This window comes from Pseudomonas sp. Tri1 (assembly GCF_017968885.1).
Lineage (GTDB): Bacteria > Pseudomonadota > Gammaproteobacteria > Pseudomonadales > Pseudomonadaceae > Aquipseudomonas.
Genome location: NZ_CP072913.1, coordinates 1142108 through 1156461 on the forward strand (window position 1 = coordinate 1142108; position 14354 = coordinate 1156461).

Genomic DNA, 14354 nt, shown 5'->3' on the forward strand with positions numbered 1-14354 from the left:
TTCCCGAACGCAGCAAAGCCACCTCACTCAAAAACCAAAACCTCACATCCCTTAGCCTCAACCATCTGCGCAAACCCCGGCAACCGCGCCACAAACTCTGTCTCAAACGCCAGATACCGATCCTGCGCCGCCAGGTAACGAATCTCTGGCTTGACCCGCGCAATATCCTTGGAAGACAGCTTCACCACCTCATCACTGCGCTGATTCCAAAACCAGGCCAAGGTCTGCGTGCCGAACGTATTCGTCCGGTAATTCCACACCCACCAATCCCCATGCCCCCGGGCAACATGCAACTGCCCATGAAACGTGCGCAACGTGATGACCTGCTTGGGCTGCGTGACCAGCAGACGCGTGTCCTGGCGCAGCTCACTGCCAAAGCCGTCCAACAACGCCTTCGTCGTAGCGCCGGTCACGAAGTTGAAGCGCCACGCCAGCAGCACCGTCTCCTGATAACCCGAGTGCTCCAGGTTCTGCCGCGCGCCTTCGCTGAACAGCAGGATCTCGTCACCGCCCAGGTAAGCGGTCGCCGCTCGTAGTTTATAGGCGTCAGCCGGCATCGGCTTGGCGGCAGTGGCCGGGTGCGGCGAGTCTTGGTTCCAGACCCAGCAGCGCGGGCCGTTATGTTGCATGAACAGCAAGCGGCGCGGGCCGATGGGCAGGATTGTCAGTTCATCCGAGTGCTCGAAAATGACCTCGCTGGAGTCCGCGGTGATCCGCCAGATCCGGGTCAGATGCTCGGGTTCGTAAATACGCTGACGTTCGAATATCTCCGAGTCGACCACTACACAGGGATCTTCAAACTCCGACCACTCCATCCCGGCAGGTCCGAAAGCCCGAATGTCATCGCCTTGGCGAATCTCGTATTGGTAGCGGTCATCCGAACTGTAAGCGCCGCTTTTCACCCGACGTTTCCACAGGCTGCGTTGGGCATTGGCGTCGATAAGCTGCAAGTCCGCGCCGTCCACACCATCGGTGCGGTGTTCGAGCATGTCCTGTTCCGCGGGCGGCCATGGGTTGTAGTCAATCAGAAAGCACAGCCACTGGTCCTCGTCCTGCTCGGTAACAGCGGCCCAACCGTTGCGGTAGTTGTATTCATGCACATAAGTGGGCCCGGGATAGTCGTGGACTTCCTGCAACCAGTTCAACTTGTTGCGTTTGGCTTTGGCTTTTTTGCGCTCGACGGCGACAGGCTTCGGCGGCTCGATCAACGTCGGTGTGTAGCCTGGCTCTGGGTTTTGCTCCCTCCAGTGTTGTGCAAACGCCTCGCGCTGATCGGTCGGGAAAATCACCGGTCGGTAATCATCGCCACCGGCGTCCAGGTTCCACAGGTCGAAGCCGTGACGCGCCAACACAGTCGCCAACGCCTCGAAACAGACCTCGGGCATTTCGTTGGAGAGCTCATCCAACAGCGCCTCGAATTCCGGCCCGGAAAACACACCGATATTGGGATAGTAATGCTGCAGCAGCCCAAGCAGCTCGCCGCCGGGTGTTTTCCAATCGATATGAACCAACGGATCAAAACGGGATTGCATCACGCCAGCCTTCCTTGTGAACTCGCCTGCGCGCCATCTTAGCCGCACCCCACAAAAAAATACGCCACCCACGTCACAAGCCACCCACCTCAGGCAACCCCAAAAACACTCCGACACAACACCTCAGGAAAATGGCGCCCAGGTGACCCCTCGTCTACCGTTGACAGAAACCTTCACCCCCCCAGGAGAAAGCCCCCATGTTCACCTTCCCCGAGCACACCAGAGCAGAAGATGGGAAGGGCAAGGCACTCTATTCGGCGGGGCGATTCCCTGGTTTGGCGGGGATGGCCTGGGCGTGTGCTTCGGCTTCAGTACGCTCTGGGTCGAGATCGGTGCGCCCTATGACTGTTTCGACGCGTTGCAGGCCAGAAAGGAGGAGATCGCCGACGCTCAGCAGGGGCTGACTGCCAATATGATGCTCGGCGTGAGCATGGCACTGGAGGCCACTGCCGAAGCGATCATCGGGCGTGATTCGGCCGGAGTCACGAGCTATATCGATGGGGTCGCCAGCCACATCATTCTCGACATCCTCCAGCGGCCCGGCGCCCGCCACTTCATTATTTCCTTCTACTACGTCGATGGGCCGCAGGGTGGCGGCGGCCATGCCATCGCCGCGTCTTTTGACGACGGCCAGACGGGCAGGCTCTTCGATCCCAACTACGGTGTCGGCGCCTATCAATCGCGGACCGACCTATGCAACGACCTGCACGCGCTGCTGGCCAGCTATGTCGTGCCCGGCGGGCATGTGACCGAGAGCTATTTGTTGGAGTTTGATTCCGAGGATGCATTCGGTGAGTTCCAAGGAGCCGCTCCCCTCTGATTAGCGTTGAACTCAGCCCACATCAGTGGCCGGGGAATTCAGATCGATAGCAAACCGGCGAACTCCCCTCCGCCCGCTTCTCCACCTCATCCTCCAGCCATTCAGCCAACACCACGGCATTGTTTTCAACCGTGGATTTGGCCGCGTACACCAGGGTGAGATTGCCACCCTGGACAATGTCCACCAACGGCCACCAATACTGCGGCCGCGCAGCCAACTCCTTGCGATAGGCCACTTTGAACTGCTCGAACGAAACCGCCCCGGCCTTGAACGCCTTGCGCAGCTCATGGGACGGCGCCACCTCCGGCAGCCACTGCGCAATGGGGAGTTCGTCCTTGCGACAATTACGCGGCCATAGACGGTCCACCAAAACCCGCGTGCCATCCTCAGCGTTGGCTGCTTCATAGGCTCGTTTGCATTGGATCATGGGGGCATGCCTGCGGAAGAGGGGGCAGCGTCAGAATAGGCCGACGTCCGCGGCGCGGCCAGGTCCCACATGGCAATTGCGACCGAACAGGTTGAGGTCCAGGTCCGGTCGCAAGGGGCGCCGTGGGCGGATCAGCGCAGTTGCTTCAACATCGTCTGCAGTTGGCTATTGCGCGCCTCGTCGAGCGGGAAGACCGGCAGGCGCGGGTCGCCGACCTCCAGGCCGAGGGTGCGCAAACCGGCCTTGATGGTGGCGGGCAAGCCTCCCTTGAGGATGAAATCCAACAGCGGCAATTGACGATAGAACAACGCCCGGGCCTGGCTCAGGTCGTTGGCCAATACGGCTGCGTACAGGTCGAGGTTGAGCTGCGGGATAAGGTTCGGTGCGGCGGTGCACCAGCCCTTGGCTCCAGCCGCGAAGGCTTCCAGCGCCAGTGGGTTGCAGCCGTTATAGAACGGCACCTGACCTTCGCCGAGCAGTTGCAGCTTGTGCATGCGCTGAATGTCGCCGGTGCTTTCCTTAACCATGGTGACGTTCTCCACGGCGTTGAAAATCCGCAGGATCAGCTCCACCGACATGTCGATGCCGCTGGTGGCGGGGTTGTTGTAAAGCATGATGGGCAGGTCGATGCTGGCGCCGATGGTCTGGTAGTGGGTGAGGATTTCCGCCTCGCTCAGCTTCCAGTAAGAGGCCGGCAGCACCATCACCACATCGGCGCCATGGGCCTGGGCAAAACGCGCGCGGCGGACCGCCTTGGCGGTGGTCAGGTCAGACACGCTGACCACCGTCGGCACGCGGCCGGCGACACGGGCGATGCTGAACTCGCTGACCTGATCCCACTCCGCATCGCTCAAGTAGGCGCCTTCGCCGGTGCTGCCCAGGGGCGCGATGGCATGCACGCCGCTGTCGATCAGGCGGTCGATGGACTGGCCCAGTGCGTCCAGGTCCAAGCTTTGGCCGTCGGCGGAAAAGGGCGTGATGGTGTAGCCGATGATGCCGTGGATGTTGGGGGTAGACATGGCTTCGCTCCTAATGGGTTCAGTTCAGGCAATCGGCGTGTTGGCGCAGGTTCTGCCGGGCGTAGTAGTTGAAGGCGGCGGCGTGACGCTTGGGGCGGGCGATCCAGTCGTGGGCTTCGCGGCCCAGGTGCGGCAGGATCGGTTTCACCTCGCCGGCGGCCATGGCCAGCAATTGCAGCTTGGCGGCGCGTTCGATCAGTTGGGCGATGTTGCAGGCTTCCTCCACGGTGGCGCCGGTGGACAACTGGCCGTGGTGGGAAAGCAGGATGGCGCGCTTGTCACCCAGGGCGCCGGCGATCAATTCGCCTTCCTCGTTGCCCACCGGCACGCCCGGCCAGCCCTCCAGGAACGCGCAGTCCTCGTAGAGCGGGCAGAGGTCCATGTGGGAAATCTGCAACGGCACTTCCAGCATCGACAGCGCGGCGATGTGGGTGGGATGGGTGTGGATGATGCAATTCACATCCGGCCGGGCGCGGTAGACCCAGGTGTGAAAGCGGTTGGCCGGGTTGGGGATGCCGTGGCCCTCCAGCACCTCCAGGTCCTCGTTGATCAACAACAGATTGCCGGCGGTGATCTCGTCGAAACCCAGGCCCAGTTGTTGGGTGTAGTAAGTGCCAGGTTGCGGCCCGCGCGCGGTAATCTGCCCGGCCAGGCCGGAGTCGTGGCCGTTTTCGAACAGGATGCGACAGGTCAGGGCCAGCTTTTGTCGTACAGTCCACGTATTATCCGGCAGGGTTTTCTGCATCTGGTTAACGGCATGCTGGACCAACTGGTCCTTGGGTGTCGCCAGGGTCTTGCTCATATCAGCTCTCCCGATTCGTTCTTTGGTTGATCTTGATCCGCGTCATGGAAGCTCGAGAAAAGGTGTGCTCGTGACACAAAAAATACTATATGACACAAAGTGTCATTTGCAATCGAAGATTGTCCGTTTCTTTGGAAATGATGGTTCCCTATGTCCATTCGTTTGAAATTGCTCAGGAAAAAACTCGGGGTGACACTGGACGTCCTGGCCGAGAAAACCGGGATGACCAAGAGCTACCTGTCCAAGGTGGAGCGGGGCTTGAGCACGCCCTCCATTGCCACGGCGCTCAAGCTCGCCAAGGCGTTGCACGTGAAAGTCGAGGAATTATTTTCCGAAGAAAACGTCGCCCTCGACAGCTACAGCCTGGTGCGCAGCGAAGACCGTCAATCGCTGGCGGCGAGCAGCGGCAGCTCCGAATACGCGGTCCTGGCCCACCAGGTGTCCGAGCGCAGCCTGCTGCCCTTCATCCTCTATCCGGCGAGCGAATTCACCGCCCACCACGCGTTCAAGGAACACACCGGGGAGGAATTCCTGTTCGTGCACGAGGGCCAGGTGGAAGTGGACTTCATGAACGAGCGCGTGCTGCTGAACCGCGGCGATGCCTTGCACTTCAATGCGCAGAAGCCCCATCGCCTGCGTTCGGTGGGCGAGGTTCAGGCGCAGTTGTTGGTGGTGGTGCACAGTGATGAAGCGGCGGAGAAGGGCGAGGGTGCTTAGCGGCATCTGAGCACGATGCATTCGCGTAAAAACGACGAACCCGTGGCGAGGGAGCTTGCTCCCGCTGGGCTGCGCAGCAGCCCTTTCTGTGGGCGCCTCGCACTGGAGCGCCAGCCCGGTCAGCGGGATGCCTTCTCCGTGGACCTTCCGGTGGCTTCAAGTGAACACCATTGAGCCTCTGCTTGGGCCAGTCGAATTGGCGACCTGTCAGTAACGACCGACAGACGCTGGCAACGAAGGCTCGCCCGCCCACAGCGCCTTGCGCCGTTGCCTACAACTACGCCAGAATCCGCCGGCTTGTTCGCCCGGGGTTGCGTCGGTAGTTTGGGGCCTGTCACTGCTCATCAGTGATCGGGTTTAGCAGCTCGTGGTGAAACAGGTTGTGCAAGGCGTCATCCAGTCAGGATTCCCATCCTGTACTTGATGGTGGCTGTGCGCAGGGCGTCTCCGGACGCGCCGGTTTCTTGTTTCCCCGGTCTGCTAACCTGCGTACAGCTGCCTCCCATCGTTTAGCAGCGAGCGGGTGATGGCTCCAACTACAGGAAGCAAGACGATGGCGAAAGATACTCCGAATCCCCCTGATACGAATGAACACGTCTCCCGTGCTCAGTCTGCCCGCAACAAGAAAATCGACGACGCTGCCACGCGAGCGTTGGATTACTACCTGAAGCCTAAGAGCGAAACGTCTGACAAGTCCGACTCCATTTTACGGATTGATCCGGGTGTGGATTCTGAGTGTTTGCTGGCGAACCTCAGTGAGAGTCTGGCTTCGGCGAATGCGATGATCAGTGATTTGGCGTTTGATCTGGGTGGCTCGCGACGGCGTGTTGCGTTGGGGATTTTGCAGGTGATTGAGGTGAGTGAGCTGTTGGCGAATCGGGCGTTGGATATTGTTGAGGTGAGGTAGCGACTCAGTTACAGCGGTGCAAGAAAAAGGTCTTGTCTAACAAGGCCTTTTTCAAAAATGCCCGCGTTCGTCATTCGAGGCAGACGATTTGAATGATGCGGTTATCACCATGAATGGTTGTGTGAGTCCACTCTTCTATGGTTTTTATCTGCTGTGGTGACAGGTCGTAGACAAAGCAAAAATCTTCAGGCTTTGTCCAACCCATAAGTGCGGCCAATGGGCCCATGTATACGCTTGGGACTTCCACGGTCTGTATTAGCTCTTCGGTAGTCTGGTCAAAAATTTCAACGACGGGCTTCATTCTCTACTTTTTTGTCATCACGGATGTGTTTTCATTTGGCGCCAGATACAAAGAGTTCAAATGATCTCAATGAAAATTGCATATGGACTGCCTTTGGCGATGCATGCAAATCAGTTAGTGTCTTGTTTGTAATTAGTTACTGCTTGTTAAAAAGAGCAACAGGTTCCGGGGTAGTTCTATTGAGCACGCGTCTTCCAATTCTGTAATTTGAGAAATGTTCAGTTCGTAATCGTAAAAGTAGTTTTCTTCTTTGGTCCAATTCATTATTTTTGCCAGGGCCTGAGTATCAATACAGAGCGTTTTCTCGTACGAGGCGACATCGTCTCCGTCAACCACGCCCATTATTTTGTGTTTCATGGTTCTATCCACCTCGCTGGATTGGCTGGTTTGGTCTGGGCCCCCGTAATATGGTCGAATTCGCCCAAGTGCTTTCCCCGCTTGTTATATTTTTCTACTGCACCATGCTGAAAATCCCATTCATATATTATTTTCTCATTATCCTTCCAGCGAGGACGCAACCCTCCACCTTTCACACGGGTTTTGGGTGGAGCCCATTTCGCGCCTGGAAAAGCAGGTAAAAAATCGGGTTTCGGGTGGTAGTCATGATGAGCCGTACTCAACACAACATAAACCGGCCGAACCCCCGATTCCACCGGAAACACCAGAATGAAATCCCTGTACTCCGGCGGATAGATCGGGTCGACGATGATGCTGTCGGCCATCGGTGTCGGGGGGTAGATCCAGATGTGCGGGGCCTGTGGCGCGGCTTCCAGGGCGGGGATACCGAGGGTGTCAGACGGATTGGTAGCTGGCGTCCAGATCAGTTCGATGCCATCCCCCAGGTCGGCGATGAACTGGTCGGCTCGTGGGGTGAACTGGACAACGTCGACCATTTCCCAATCACGATTCTGGCCAGTGTAGAAGCCGTAGCCCTTGAGGCTGCCGTCGGCCTGTTGCTCGACGCTCAGGCGCATGCGGCTGCGGGCCTGTTTGAGGTTGCGTAACTGGTCTTCGCTATAGAGCGCGCTGTCACCCAGGCTGCTGGGCCAGAGCAAGGCGACGACGCCTGTCAGCAGGGCTGCGCCGACGGTGCCTCCGGCAGCTGCAGCCGTGGAAGTTGCCGAACCGCCCAGCGCGAGCCTGCCTAAGGTAGCGGGAACCGTACCAGCGCCGATCCGCTTGAGGGGGATGGTGCCGGATGAGTCGACGCTCCTGCCGCCGAGCCACATGAGATCGCCGTACTGCTTGACCAGATCTGCCGGGACGTAGCCGTTGGGGTTGCTGTAATTGATGATGCCGTTGGGCAGCTTGCAGCTTTTGGCAAACACACTTCCGGTCACGATGGGTAAAGGCTTTTTATCCACCTTGGCCCAGCGTTCTTGCTCATAGGCCGCCTGCCGGGCAAGCATGGCTTCATAAGCCTGCTGTCGGGCTTCGCGCTCGGCCAGTTCGGCGGCTGTCATGTCCCGATAGGTGACGTAATGCCCGTCGCCTCCGGGCGGGTTTCGAACCTGGGGGATGTCCTTTTTGCGTGTCGCCACGTAGTGAGTCTCGTCCGGTAAAGGCAGGACAGACGCTAACGCGGGAAGAGAGGGGCGCGATGTAGGAGGTTTCTTGAAGTAGGTGCTCCGGTTTCCTCAATACAGGTAGGGCTGGCTATTGAGGGCTGGAATATCTGAAGCGCCAGCCGGGGCTGTCAGCCATTGGGCAACCGCAACTCGCCAGCCGACGTCGCCTTGCGCCTTTGCCTACAACTACGCCAGAATCCGCCGGCTTGTTCGCCTTGGGTTGCGTCGGTAGTTTGGGACCTGTCACTGCTCATCAGTGATCGGGTTTAGTCGCCCAGGGTGAAACAGGTTGTGCAAGGCGTCATCCAGTCAGGATTCCCATCCTGCACTTGATGGTGGCTGTGCGCAGGGCGTCCTCGGACGCGCCGGTTTCTTGTTTCCCCGGTCGACTAACCTGCGTACAGCTGCCTCCCCTCGTTTAGTCGCGAGCGGGTGATGGCTCCAACTAAGGAAGCAAGACGATGGCAAAAGATAGTCCGAATCCCCCTGATACGAATGAACACGTCTCCCGTGCACAGTCTGCCCGCAACAAGAAAATCGACGACGCTGCCACGCGAGCGTTGGATTTTTATCTGAAACCCAAGCCTAAGGGCGAAACGTCTGACAAGTCCGACTCCATTTTACGGATTGATCCGGGGGTTGATTCTGAGTGTTTGCTGGCGAATCTGAGTGAGAACTTGGCTTCGGCGAACGCGATGATCAGTGATTTGGCGTTTGATTTGGACGGGTCGCGACGACGTGTTGCGATGGGGATTTTGCAGGTGATTGAGGTGAGTGAGCTGTTGGCGAATCGGGCTTTGGATATTGTTGAGGTGAGGTAGGGCAGCAGCGCTACATGCCGCCCGGATCGGAAAAAGGTCTTGCCTAGCAAGGCCTTTTTTGTGCCCGAGGGAGACTCGTACATGCCATACAAACCGTGCCTTGTAGACAAATTCTGCAGTTAGGGATCAATGCGGGGATACACGCTGACGTGCCTTGGCTTACCATCTATTCCCTTGCGAGCGTGCGAAAGTGCTCGAACAACCGAAACCCCACGTAGTCTTGCCGGTACTTATACAGGTGGCGGTAGTAGCAATCCCAGTAGCTGATCATCCGATCCTGTAGCGCTTTGAAATATTTCGGGTTGTCCTTGATGAAATCCCCGTACAACTCCGGATTGAGTGTTGGCAGATGAGCTTCGCAGGTATCGAGTATTTCCATTACGTACTCGCCAGTAAGCTGCATCACGAATGGGACGACCCAGGGCTCTGACACCGACAGGATTTGCTTGAGCTGACGGTGTCTGATATGGCCATCGTGATGCCTTGTCAGGACGCAAGAGTACATGACGCTCTGGAGCCCATTTAGCTGTAAATATTCCTGCTCATCGCCCTCATGATGGATTCGATAGGGAATGACTAAATCCTCGCCGCATACTTTGATCTCAATGCCTGGGTGTGTTGCTAGGCTGGTGTTTCCTAATATTTGGTATAGGCCCTCAGCCCTGAGCGAAAGATCAGACGGGAAGGCAGTCGTGATCGAACCCGTGGAAAATGCAAGGTTTGATGCTGGGCTGGATGGCATGTTCAGTCTCGGCAGTCATCACGATGTGCTGCGTATTCATCCTGGCGGAAGGCAGCGTGGTTCATGTGGTGGATGGGTGTTTTTGTGAGTATTTCGACAGTATGCCAATCTGCCCCAGAGAAAAGGTAGGCGTGTCAGTCGTGGCTGTCAGTCACTGGGCGCCCGCAACTCGTCAGCCGACGTCGCCTTGCGCCTTTGCCTACAACTACGCCAGAATCCGCCGGCTTGTTCGCCTTGGATTGCGTCGGTAGTTTGGGACCTGTCACTGCTCATCAGTGATCGGGTTTAGTCGCCCGTCGTTGCTAAGTCGCTCAAGCGTCCATCAGTCAGGAATCCCCATCCCTGCACTCGATGGTGGCTGTGCGCAGGGCGCCCTTGGGCGCGCCGATTTCTTAGCTCGTCGGTCGACTAACCTGCGTACAGCTGCCTCCCAATCGTTTAGTCGCGAACGGGAAGTAGCCTCAACCAAAGAGAGCTAAGGCTATGGTCAAAATTACACCGAATCCTCCAGTAACAGACGAACCCACGTCACGTGCCCAGTCTGCCCGCAACAAGAAGCTCGACGACGCTGCCACTCGCGCGTTGGATTACTACCTGAAACCCAAGCCTAAGGGGGAAACGTCTGATAAGTCCGACTCCATTTTTCGGATTGATCCGGGGGTTGATTCTGAGTGTTTGCTTGCGAATCTGAGTGAGAACCTGGCTTCGGCGAACGCGATGATTAGTGATTTGGCGTTTGATCTGGATGGGTCAAGGCGGCGTGTTGCGTTGGGGATTTTGCAGGTGATTGAGGTGAGTGAGCTGTTGGCGAATCGGGCTTTGGATATTGTTGAGTTGAGGTAGGGCGGCAGCGCTACGTGCCGCCTGGAGTGGGAAAAGGTCTTACACAACAAGGCCTTTTTTCCGAGGGAGACTCGAGGGTTCCATATATTACGTGGCTTGCAGCGGGATTATATGCTCAGGGATACACGTAGGGATACATCCCGCCGACTGCTAGGTCTGATAAAAGCTACGACGCAAAAATGTTCGAGCGGTTACGAGAATCAAATGCAGTCTGAAAGTGCAATTGGAGAAAAGGGGACGGATTTATTTACTTTGGCCTTGGCCGGCAATAATCCGTCCCTCTTTTACGCTTGCATCCCGAATCGATAGCCGTAGCTATCCAGCACCGCCCACACTAGCCACAACCCCAATTCACGCTTACCATCTCTCCAACTCGTATTACCGCGGCTGCTGAACCCGGTACTCACGAGGAAGTGACCATGGAAAGAACCCGTAGCTGGAGACGTGCGCAGTCCCGCAAGCACAAAGGGCATGACGCGATTGGCCCACAGGGCTTCAAACCAGAAAAGAACTGGAAGCTGATGTACACCCGTGCCGACAAGCTGCACCGGGCGCGTCAGCTCGGTATGAGTTATCCCATCCGCACCACCCGTCAACTGTTGGATCAAGAGTGACCAATCTCCTGTTCGTTTGCAGTCGTAACCAATGGCGTAGTCCAACCGGAGAGGCGATCTGGCGTCGGCGTCCCGGTTTCGACGCTCGTTCAGCGGGTACCAGCCCCAATGCGCGCAAGACTATCGGCCCGGCGGATATCCGTTGGGCCGATGTCATTTTTGTAATGGAGCACAAGCACGAGCATCGGTTACGGGCAGAGTACGCTCGGCTGCTTGAGCACAAGCAGCTGCATGTTCTGGATATTCCCGATGACTATCGCTTCATGGATCCCGAGCTAGTGGACATGCTTGAGCTGGCGGTGACGCCGTACCTGTGTATTTGAGCATTTAGGGCAATCTTCACGAGCCGCCCTTTCCTCAATGGCTAGGCGAAACGATCAGGCTCACAGGGAGCTCACCCGCAATCTCCGATAACTCCGTTCGCAATGCCATGGTGTTCTTAACAAGGCCGCGAGGGTCGTAAACGAAGAAAATGATTGCATGGCATTCGGGATGGGCACGATAGCGTGCGATATCCAGGATCAGCTCGTCGGCTAGCGATCTTGCGGTCATACCGTCGCGCGTCATCTTGAGTTCAATAAAGAGCCCATGTTCAGGCAGGAGGAAGTCTGCGCGGGTGGCGCCTGCTGCCATGCTTGGGGACGGCTCTTCAGGTTTTACATTGTCGAACTGCAATCTTAGCAACGCATTGACCAGGAACTGGACGTCGTATTCATCGTCGAGCTGAACTCCCTTTCGGCCGCGCGGGCGGTGTTCCAGGTCTTTCGCAAAACGGTGAAAACGCAGCAGCATGCGCTCGATGATCTGGTCGGCTCGCTCTTGGGGGGCGGGGAGCACGGGCATATCAAAGGAGAAATGCTCTTGTAGTATCTGTTCCTCAAACCTGCGCTGCGCTTTTGGTGGTCTTTGGAAAATGACGCAGGTTGCTATCCCAACCAGAAACAATTCGATGGTCAGAAACATAACCAGATAGCCTATGACGACTGTCACTTTGTACTGGCCGTCAAGCTTGTATTTGTTGCCTCCTCCTTGCCTGGGCTCGTCTCGTGGAACCAGTTGCAGGTTGAAAGTGACCGTCACCCCGCCAATTCGGTGAACCCCCTGTATACCATGCAGCGAATCCAGGCCAATCTCCCCTCGGTTATAGAGGTCGAGCAGAGCAACGGCCTCCCGGGTTGCCTGTCGATACTCTTCGCTATTGATTACCTCAAGCACTGCGGGATTGGTAAGTCCCGGGTCCTCAAACCTTGGGGCTATCCATGAGCAGTAGGTGAGGATGGGCATGAAGATCAGTACCGTGAAGCCGACCTTGGCGAACATGCGCCAGCGCCGGTTCTCCATCACTAACTCACCCAGCGTGTCGTTTTCGCGACTTCTAAGAAAAAATGCAGAGATCCATTTCAGCAAAACGTATTTCTCCAAGATGTTCGGTTGCGCCAGGTCCCGCAGGTTTACTGGATATCTTTCAGGTAATCCCTAAGAATTAGAAGCGGGTCCTGAAGCTCCTCTACCGTTCGGGATGCGCCGAAGTTAGTCGCTAACCGTCCGAGTTCCCGTCCCAAAGCTGTGTTACTTCCCCCAATTGCCTCCAGTGCCAAGTCCAGGCAGTGCTGTACTTTCGCCTGGATAGCTTGGATGTCTTCTCTGCGCACCAACAACCCAAAAACCTCCCGATCACACCCGCCCATCAACGGATCATCCCGCAAAATCGGACTATGCCCCTCTGTCTCATAAGCCAGCTTCAGCGAGTAAAGAGCGACCGTTTCCAGCAGCAATTCCATGAGGTGAATCCTTTGTCAGCGGGTGAGGAGGGGCGGTGGATCAACAGGGCGTCGCAAGGCGGAGCATCGGTGGGGCCTGTGACATTTTTGTGAGCGCTTTGCGCTCAAGCGGGAGCAAGCTCCCTCGCCACAAAGGAGTGATTAGCCATGACCAATCACTTTCCTACAGACGAAAAAAAAGACCTTGAATTTCAAGGTCTTTCTTTAAGATGGTGCCCCGAGGGAGACTCGAACTCCCACTCCTTTCGAAAACGGATTTTGAATCCGCCGCGTCTACCAATTCCGCCATCAGGGCTCAATGGCGGCGAAGTATAGAGAGGTGACTACCGTTGGTCAATCACGTTTCATGGTGAATTTTTCATATTTCCGCTAGACTTTCCGGCCCTGCTAGACGAACCCCATCATGCGTGTTGCTGACTTTACCTTCGAACTCCCTGATTCGCTGATCGCTCGCCACCCTCTGGCCGAGCGTCGCGCCAGTCGACTGTTGACCCTGGATGGGGTCAGCGGTGCCATGGCTCACCGTCAATTCACTGATTTGCTTGAGCATTTGCGCCCGGGCGATTTGATGGTGTTCAACAATACCCGGGTGATTCCGGCGCGGTTGTTTGGCCAGAAAGCCTCCGGCGGCAAGCTGGAGATTCTGGTGGAGCGGGTGCTGGACAGTCACCGTGTGCTGGCCCATGTGCGGTCGAGCAAGTCGCCCAAGCCCGGTTCGTCGATTTTGATCGACGGCGGCGGTGAGGCGGTGATGGTGGCGCGGCATGACGCGTTGTTCGAGCTGGCATTTGCCGAAGAGGTGTTGCCGCTGCTCGACCGCGTGGGGCACATGCCGTTGCCTCCTTATATAGACCGCCCGGACGAAGGTTCGGACCGCGAGCGTTATCAGACCGTGTACGCCGAGCGCTTGGGGGCGGTGGCGGCGCCGACGGCGGGGCTGCATTTTGATCAGCCGTTGCTGGAGGCGATTGCCGCCAAGGGCGTGGAGACGGCGTTCGTGACGCTGCACGTTGGCGCCGGTACGTTCCAGCCGGTGCGTGTGGAGCGCATCGAAGATCACCACATGCACAATGAATGGCTGGAAGTGAGCCAGGAAGTGGTCGATGCCGTGGCGGCCTGTCGCGCCCGCGGTGGTCGGGTGGTGGCGGTGGGGACCACCAGCGTGCGCTCCCTGGAAAGCGCCGCCCGCGATGGCGTGCTCAAACCGTTCAGTGGCGACACCGATATCTTTATCTACCCGGGGCGGCCGTTTCATGTGGTCGATGCCCTGGTCACCAATTTTCATTTGCCTGAATCCACGCTGTTGATGCTGGTTTCGGCGTTCGCCGGTTATCCCGAAGCCATGGCCGCCTACAAGGCCGCCGTCGAGCATGGATACCGCTTTTTCAGCTACGGTGATGCGATGTTCATCACCCGTAACCCCGCGCCACGCGGACCCGAGGAAACAGTATGAGTCGCAC

The 14354-nt window shown here is 57.4% G+C and carries 18 protein-coding genes and 1 tRNA gene; 8 read left to right on the forward strand and 11 right to left on the reverse strand.

Features of this window, described 5'->3' with window-relative positions; all coding sequences use genetic code 11:
• Positions 1-23: 23 nt before the first annotated feature.
• The gene (locus J9870_RS04925; RefSeq protein WP_210642945.1) at positions 24-1532 is read right to left on the reverse strand and encodes a hypothetical protein; all 1509 of its coding nucleotides are present in this window, start codon (positions 1530-1532) and stop codon (positions 24-26) included.
• Positions 1533-1827: 295 nt separating this feature from the next.
• On the opposite strand from J9870_RS04925, the gene J9870_RS04930 reads away from it, so the two are divergent.
• Entirely contained in the window at positions 1828-2352 is a 525-nt protein-coding gene (locus J9870_RS04930; protein ID WP_210642946.1) for a YopT-type cysteine protease domain-containing protein, read from the forward strand.
• 22 nt (positions 2353-2374) lie between these two features.
• Here J9870_RS04930 and J9870_RS04935 read toward each other — a convergent pair whose 3' ends face one another.
• The 3 genes from J9870_RS04935 to J9870_RS04945 all read right to left on the reverse strand — a co-directional run bounded on the left by J9870_RS04935 (position 2375) and on the right by J9870_RS04945 (position 4600).
• Positions 2375-2779 (reverse strand): DUF488 family protein, encoded by a 405-nt coding sequence (locus J9870_RS04935; protein WP_210642947.1) that lies wholly within the window; start codon positions 2777-2779, stop codon positions 2375-2377.
• Between the two features lie 131 nt (positions 2780-2910).
• Positions 2911-3798 carry a dihydrodipicolinate synthase family protein gene (locus J9870_RS04940; RefSeq protein WP_210642949.1) on the reverse strand — a complete coding sequence of 296 codons (888 nt, stop codon included), beginning with the start codon at positions 3796-3798 and terminating at the stop codon, positions 2911-2913.
• A gap of 19 nt (positions 3799-3817) precedes the next feature.
• Positions 3818-4600, reverse strand: a complete 783-nt coding sequence (locus J9870_RS04945) for an aldolase (protein WP_210642950.1) — start codon at positions 4598-4600, stop codon at positions 3818-3820.
• A gap of 150 nt (positions 4601-4750) precedes the next feature.
• On the opposite strand from J9870_RS04945, the gene J9870_RS04950 reads away from it, so the two are divergent.
• Together J9870_RS04950 and J9870_RS04955 are read left to right on the forward strand one after the other, a co-directional pair.
• Entirely contained in the window at positions 4751-5317 is a 567-nt protein-coding gene (locus J9870_RS04950; RefSeq protein WP_135843808.1) for an XRE family transcriptional regulator, read from the forward strand.
• Between the two features lie 553 nt (positions 5318-5870).
• Positions 5871-6224: a DUF6124 family protein gene (locus J9870_RS04955; protein ID WP_210642951.1), complete on the forward strand. Its 354-nt coding sequence runs from the start codon at positions 5871-5873 to the stop codon at positions 6222-6224.
• A gap of 70 nt (positions 6225-6294) precedes the next feature.
• Here the strand turns inward: J9870_RS04955 and J9870_RS04960 are convergent, their stop codons facing one another.
• From J9870_RS04960 to J9870_RS04970, 3 genes are all read right to left on the reverse strand, one after another.
• Positions 6295-6525 (reverse strand): hypothetical protein, encoded by a 231-nt coding sequence (locus J9870_RS04960; RefSeq protein ID WP_210642952.1) that lies wholly within the window; start codon positions 6523-6525, stop codon positions 6295-6297.
• A gap of 132 nt (positions 6526-6657) precedes the next feature.
• Positions 6658-6882, reverse strand: a complete 225-nt coding sequence (locus tag J9870_RS04965) for a hypothetical protein (RefSeq protein ID WP_210642953.1) — start codon at positions 6880-6882, stop codon at positions 6658-6660.
• Complete coding sequence (locus tag J9870_RS04970) at positions 6879-8066, reverse strand: colicin E3/pyocin S6 family cytotoxin (RefSeq protein WP_210642954.1); 1188 nt, start codon at positions 8064-8066, stop codon at positions 6879-6881. The genes J9870_RS04965 and J9870_RS04970 overlap by 4 nt, the downstream gene beginning before the upstream one ends.
• 488 nt (positions 8067-8554) lie before the next feature.
• Here J9870_RS04970 and J9870_RS04975 point away from each other — a divergent pair, with 488 nt between their 5' ends.
• Positions 8555-8914, forward strand: coding sequence for a DUF6124 family protein (locus J9870_RS04975; RefSeq protein ID WP_210642955.1), 360 nt, complete (start codon positions 8555-8557; stop codon positions 8912-8914).
• A gap of 166 nt (positions 8915-9080) precedes the next feature.
• On the opposite strand, the gene J9870_RS04980 is transcribed toward J9870_RS04975, so the two are convergent.
• The gene (locus J9870_RS04980) at positions 9081-9293 is read right to left on the reverse strand and encodes a hypothetical protein (RefSeq protein WP_207961786.1); all 213 of its coding nucleotides are present in this window, start codon (positions 9291-9293) and stop codon (positions 9081-9083) included.
• 846 nt (positions 9294-10139) lie between these two features.
• Between J9870_RS04980 and J9870_RS04985 the strand changes: the two genes are divergently transcribed.
• The 3 genes from J9870_RS04985 to J9870_RS04995 all read left to right on the forward strand — a co-directional run bounded on the left by J9870_RS04985 (position 10140) and on the right by J9870_RS04995 (position 11436).
• A complete protein-coding gene (locus J9870_RS04985) occupies positions 10140-10499 on the forward strand; it encodes a DUF6124 family protein (protein ID WP_210642956.1) in 360 nt (119 codons plus the stop codon).
• A 419-nt stretch (positions 10500-10918) separates the two neighbouring features.
• Complete coding sequence (locus J9870_RS04990) at positions 10919-11113, forward strand: hypothetical protein (protein ID WP_210642957.1); 195 nt, start codon at positions 10919-10921, stop codon at positions 11111-11113.
• Entirely contained in the window at positions 11110-11436 is a 327-nt protein-coding gene (locus tag J9870_RS04995) for a phosphotyrosine protein phosphatase (protein WP_210642958.1), read from the forward strand. The genes J9870_RS04990 and J9870_RS04995 overlap by 4 nt, the downstream gene beginning before the upstream one ends.
• Before the next feature lie 34 nt (positions 11437-11470).
• Here the strand turns inward: J9870_RS04995 and J9870_RS29405 are convergent, their stop codons facing one another.
• From J9870_RS29405 to J9870_RS05010, 3 genes are all read right to left on the reverse strand, one after another.
• Positions 11471-12520: a hypothetical protein gene (locus J9870_RS29405; protein ID WP_246883078.1), complete on the reverse strand. Its 1050-nt coding sequence runs from the start codon at positions 12518-12520 to the stop codon at positions 11471-11473.
• Between the two features lie 44 nt (positions 12521-12564).
• Positions 12565-12894: a hypothetical protein gene (locus tag J9870_RS05005; protein WP_210642959.1), complete on the reverse strand. Its 330-nt coding sequence runs from the start codon at positions 12892-12894 to the stop codon at positions 12565-12567.
• A gap of 210 nt (positions 12895-13104) precedes the next feature.
• Positions 13105-13189, reverse strand: a tRNA-Leu gene (locus J9870_RS05010).
• A gap of 108 nt (positions 13190-13297) precedes the next feature.
• Between J9870_RS05010 and queA the strand changes: the two genes are divergently transcribed.
• Positions 13298-14347 (forward strand): tRNA preQ1(34) S-adenosylmethionine ribosyltransferase-isomerase QueA, encoded by a 1050-nt coding sequence (gene queA, locus J9870_RS05015; protein WP_027913127.1) that lies wholly within the window; start codon positions 13298-13300, stop codon positions 14345-14347.
• Positions 14348-14354 lie beyond the last annotated feature (7 nt).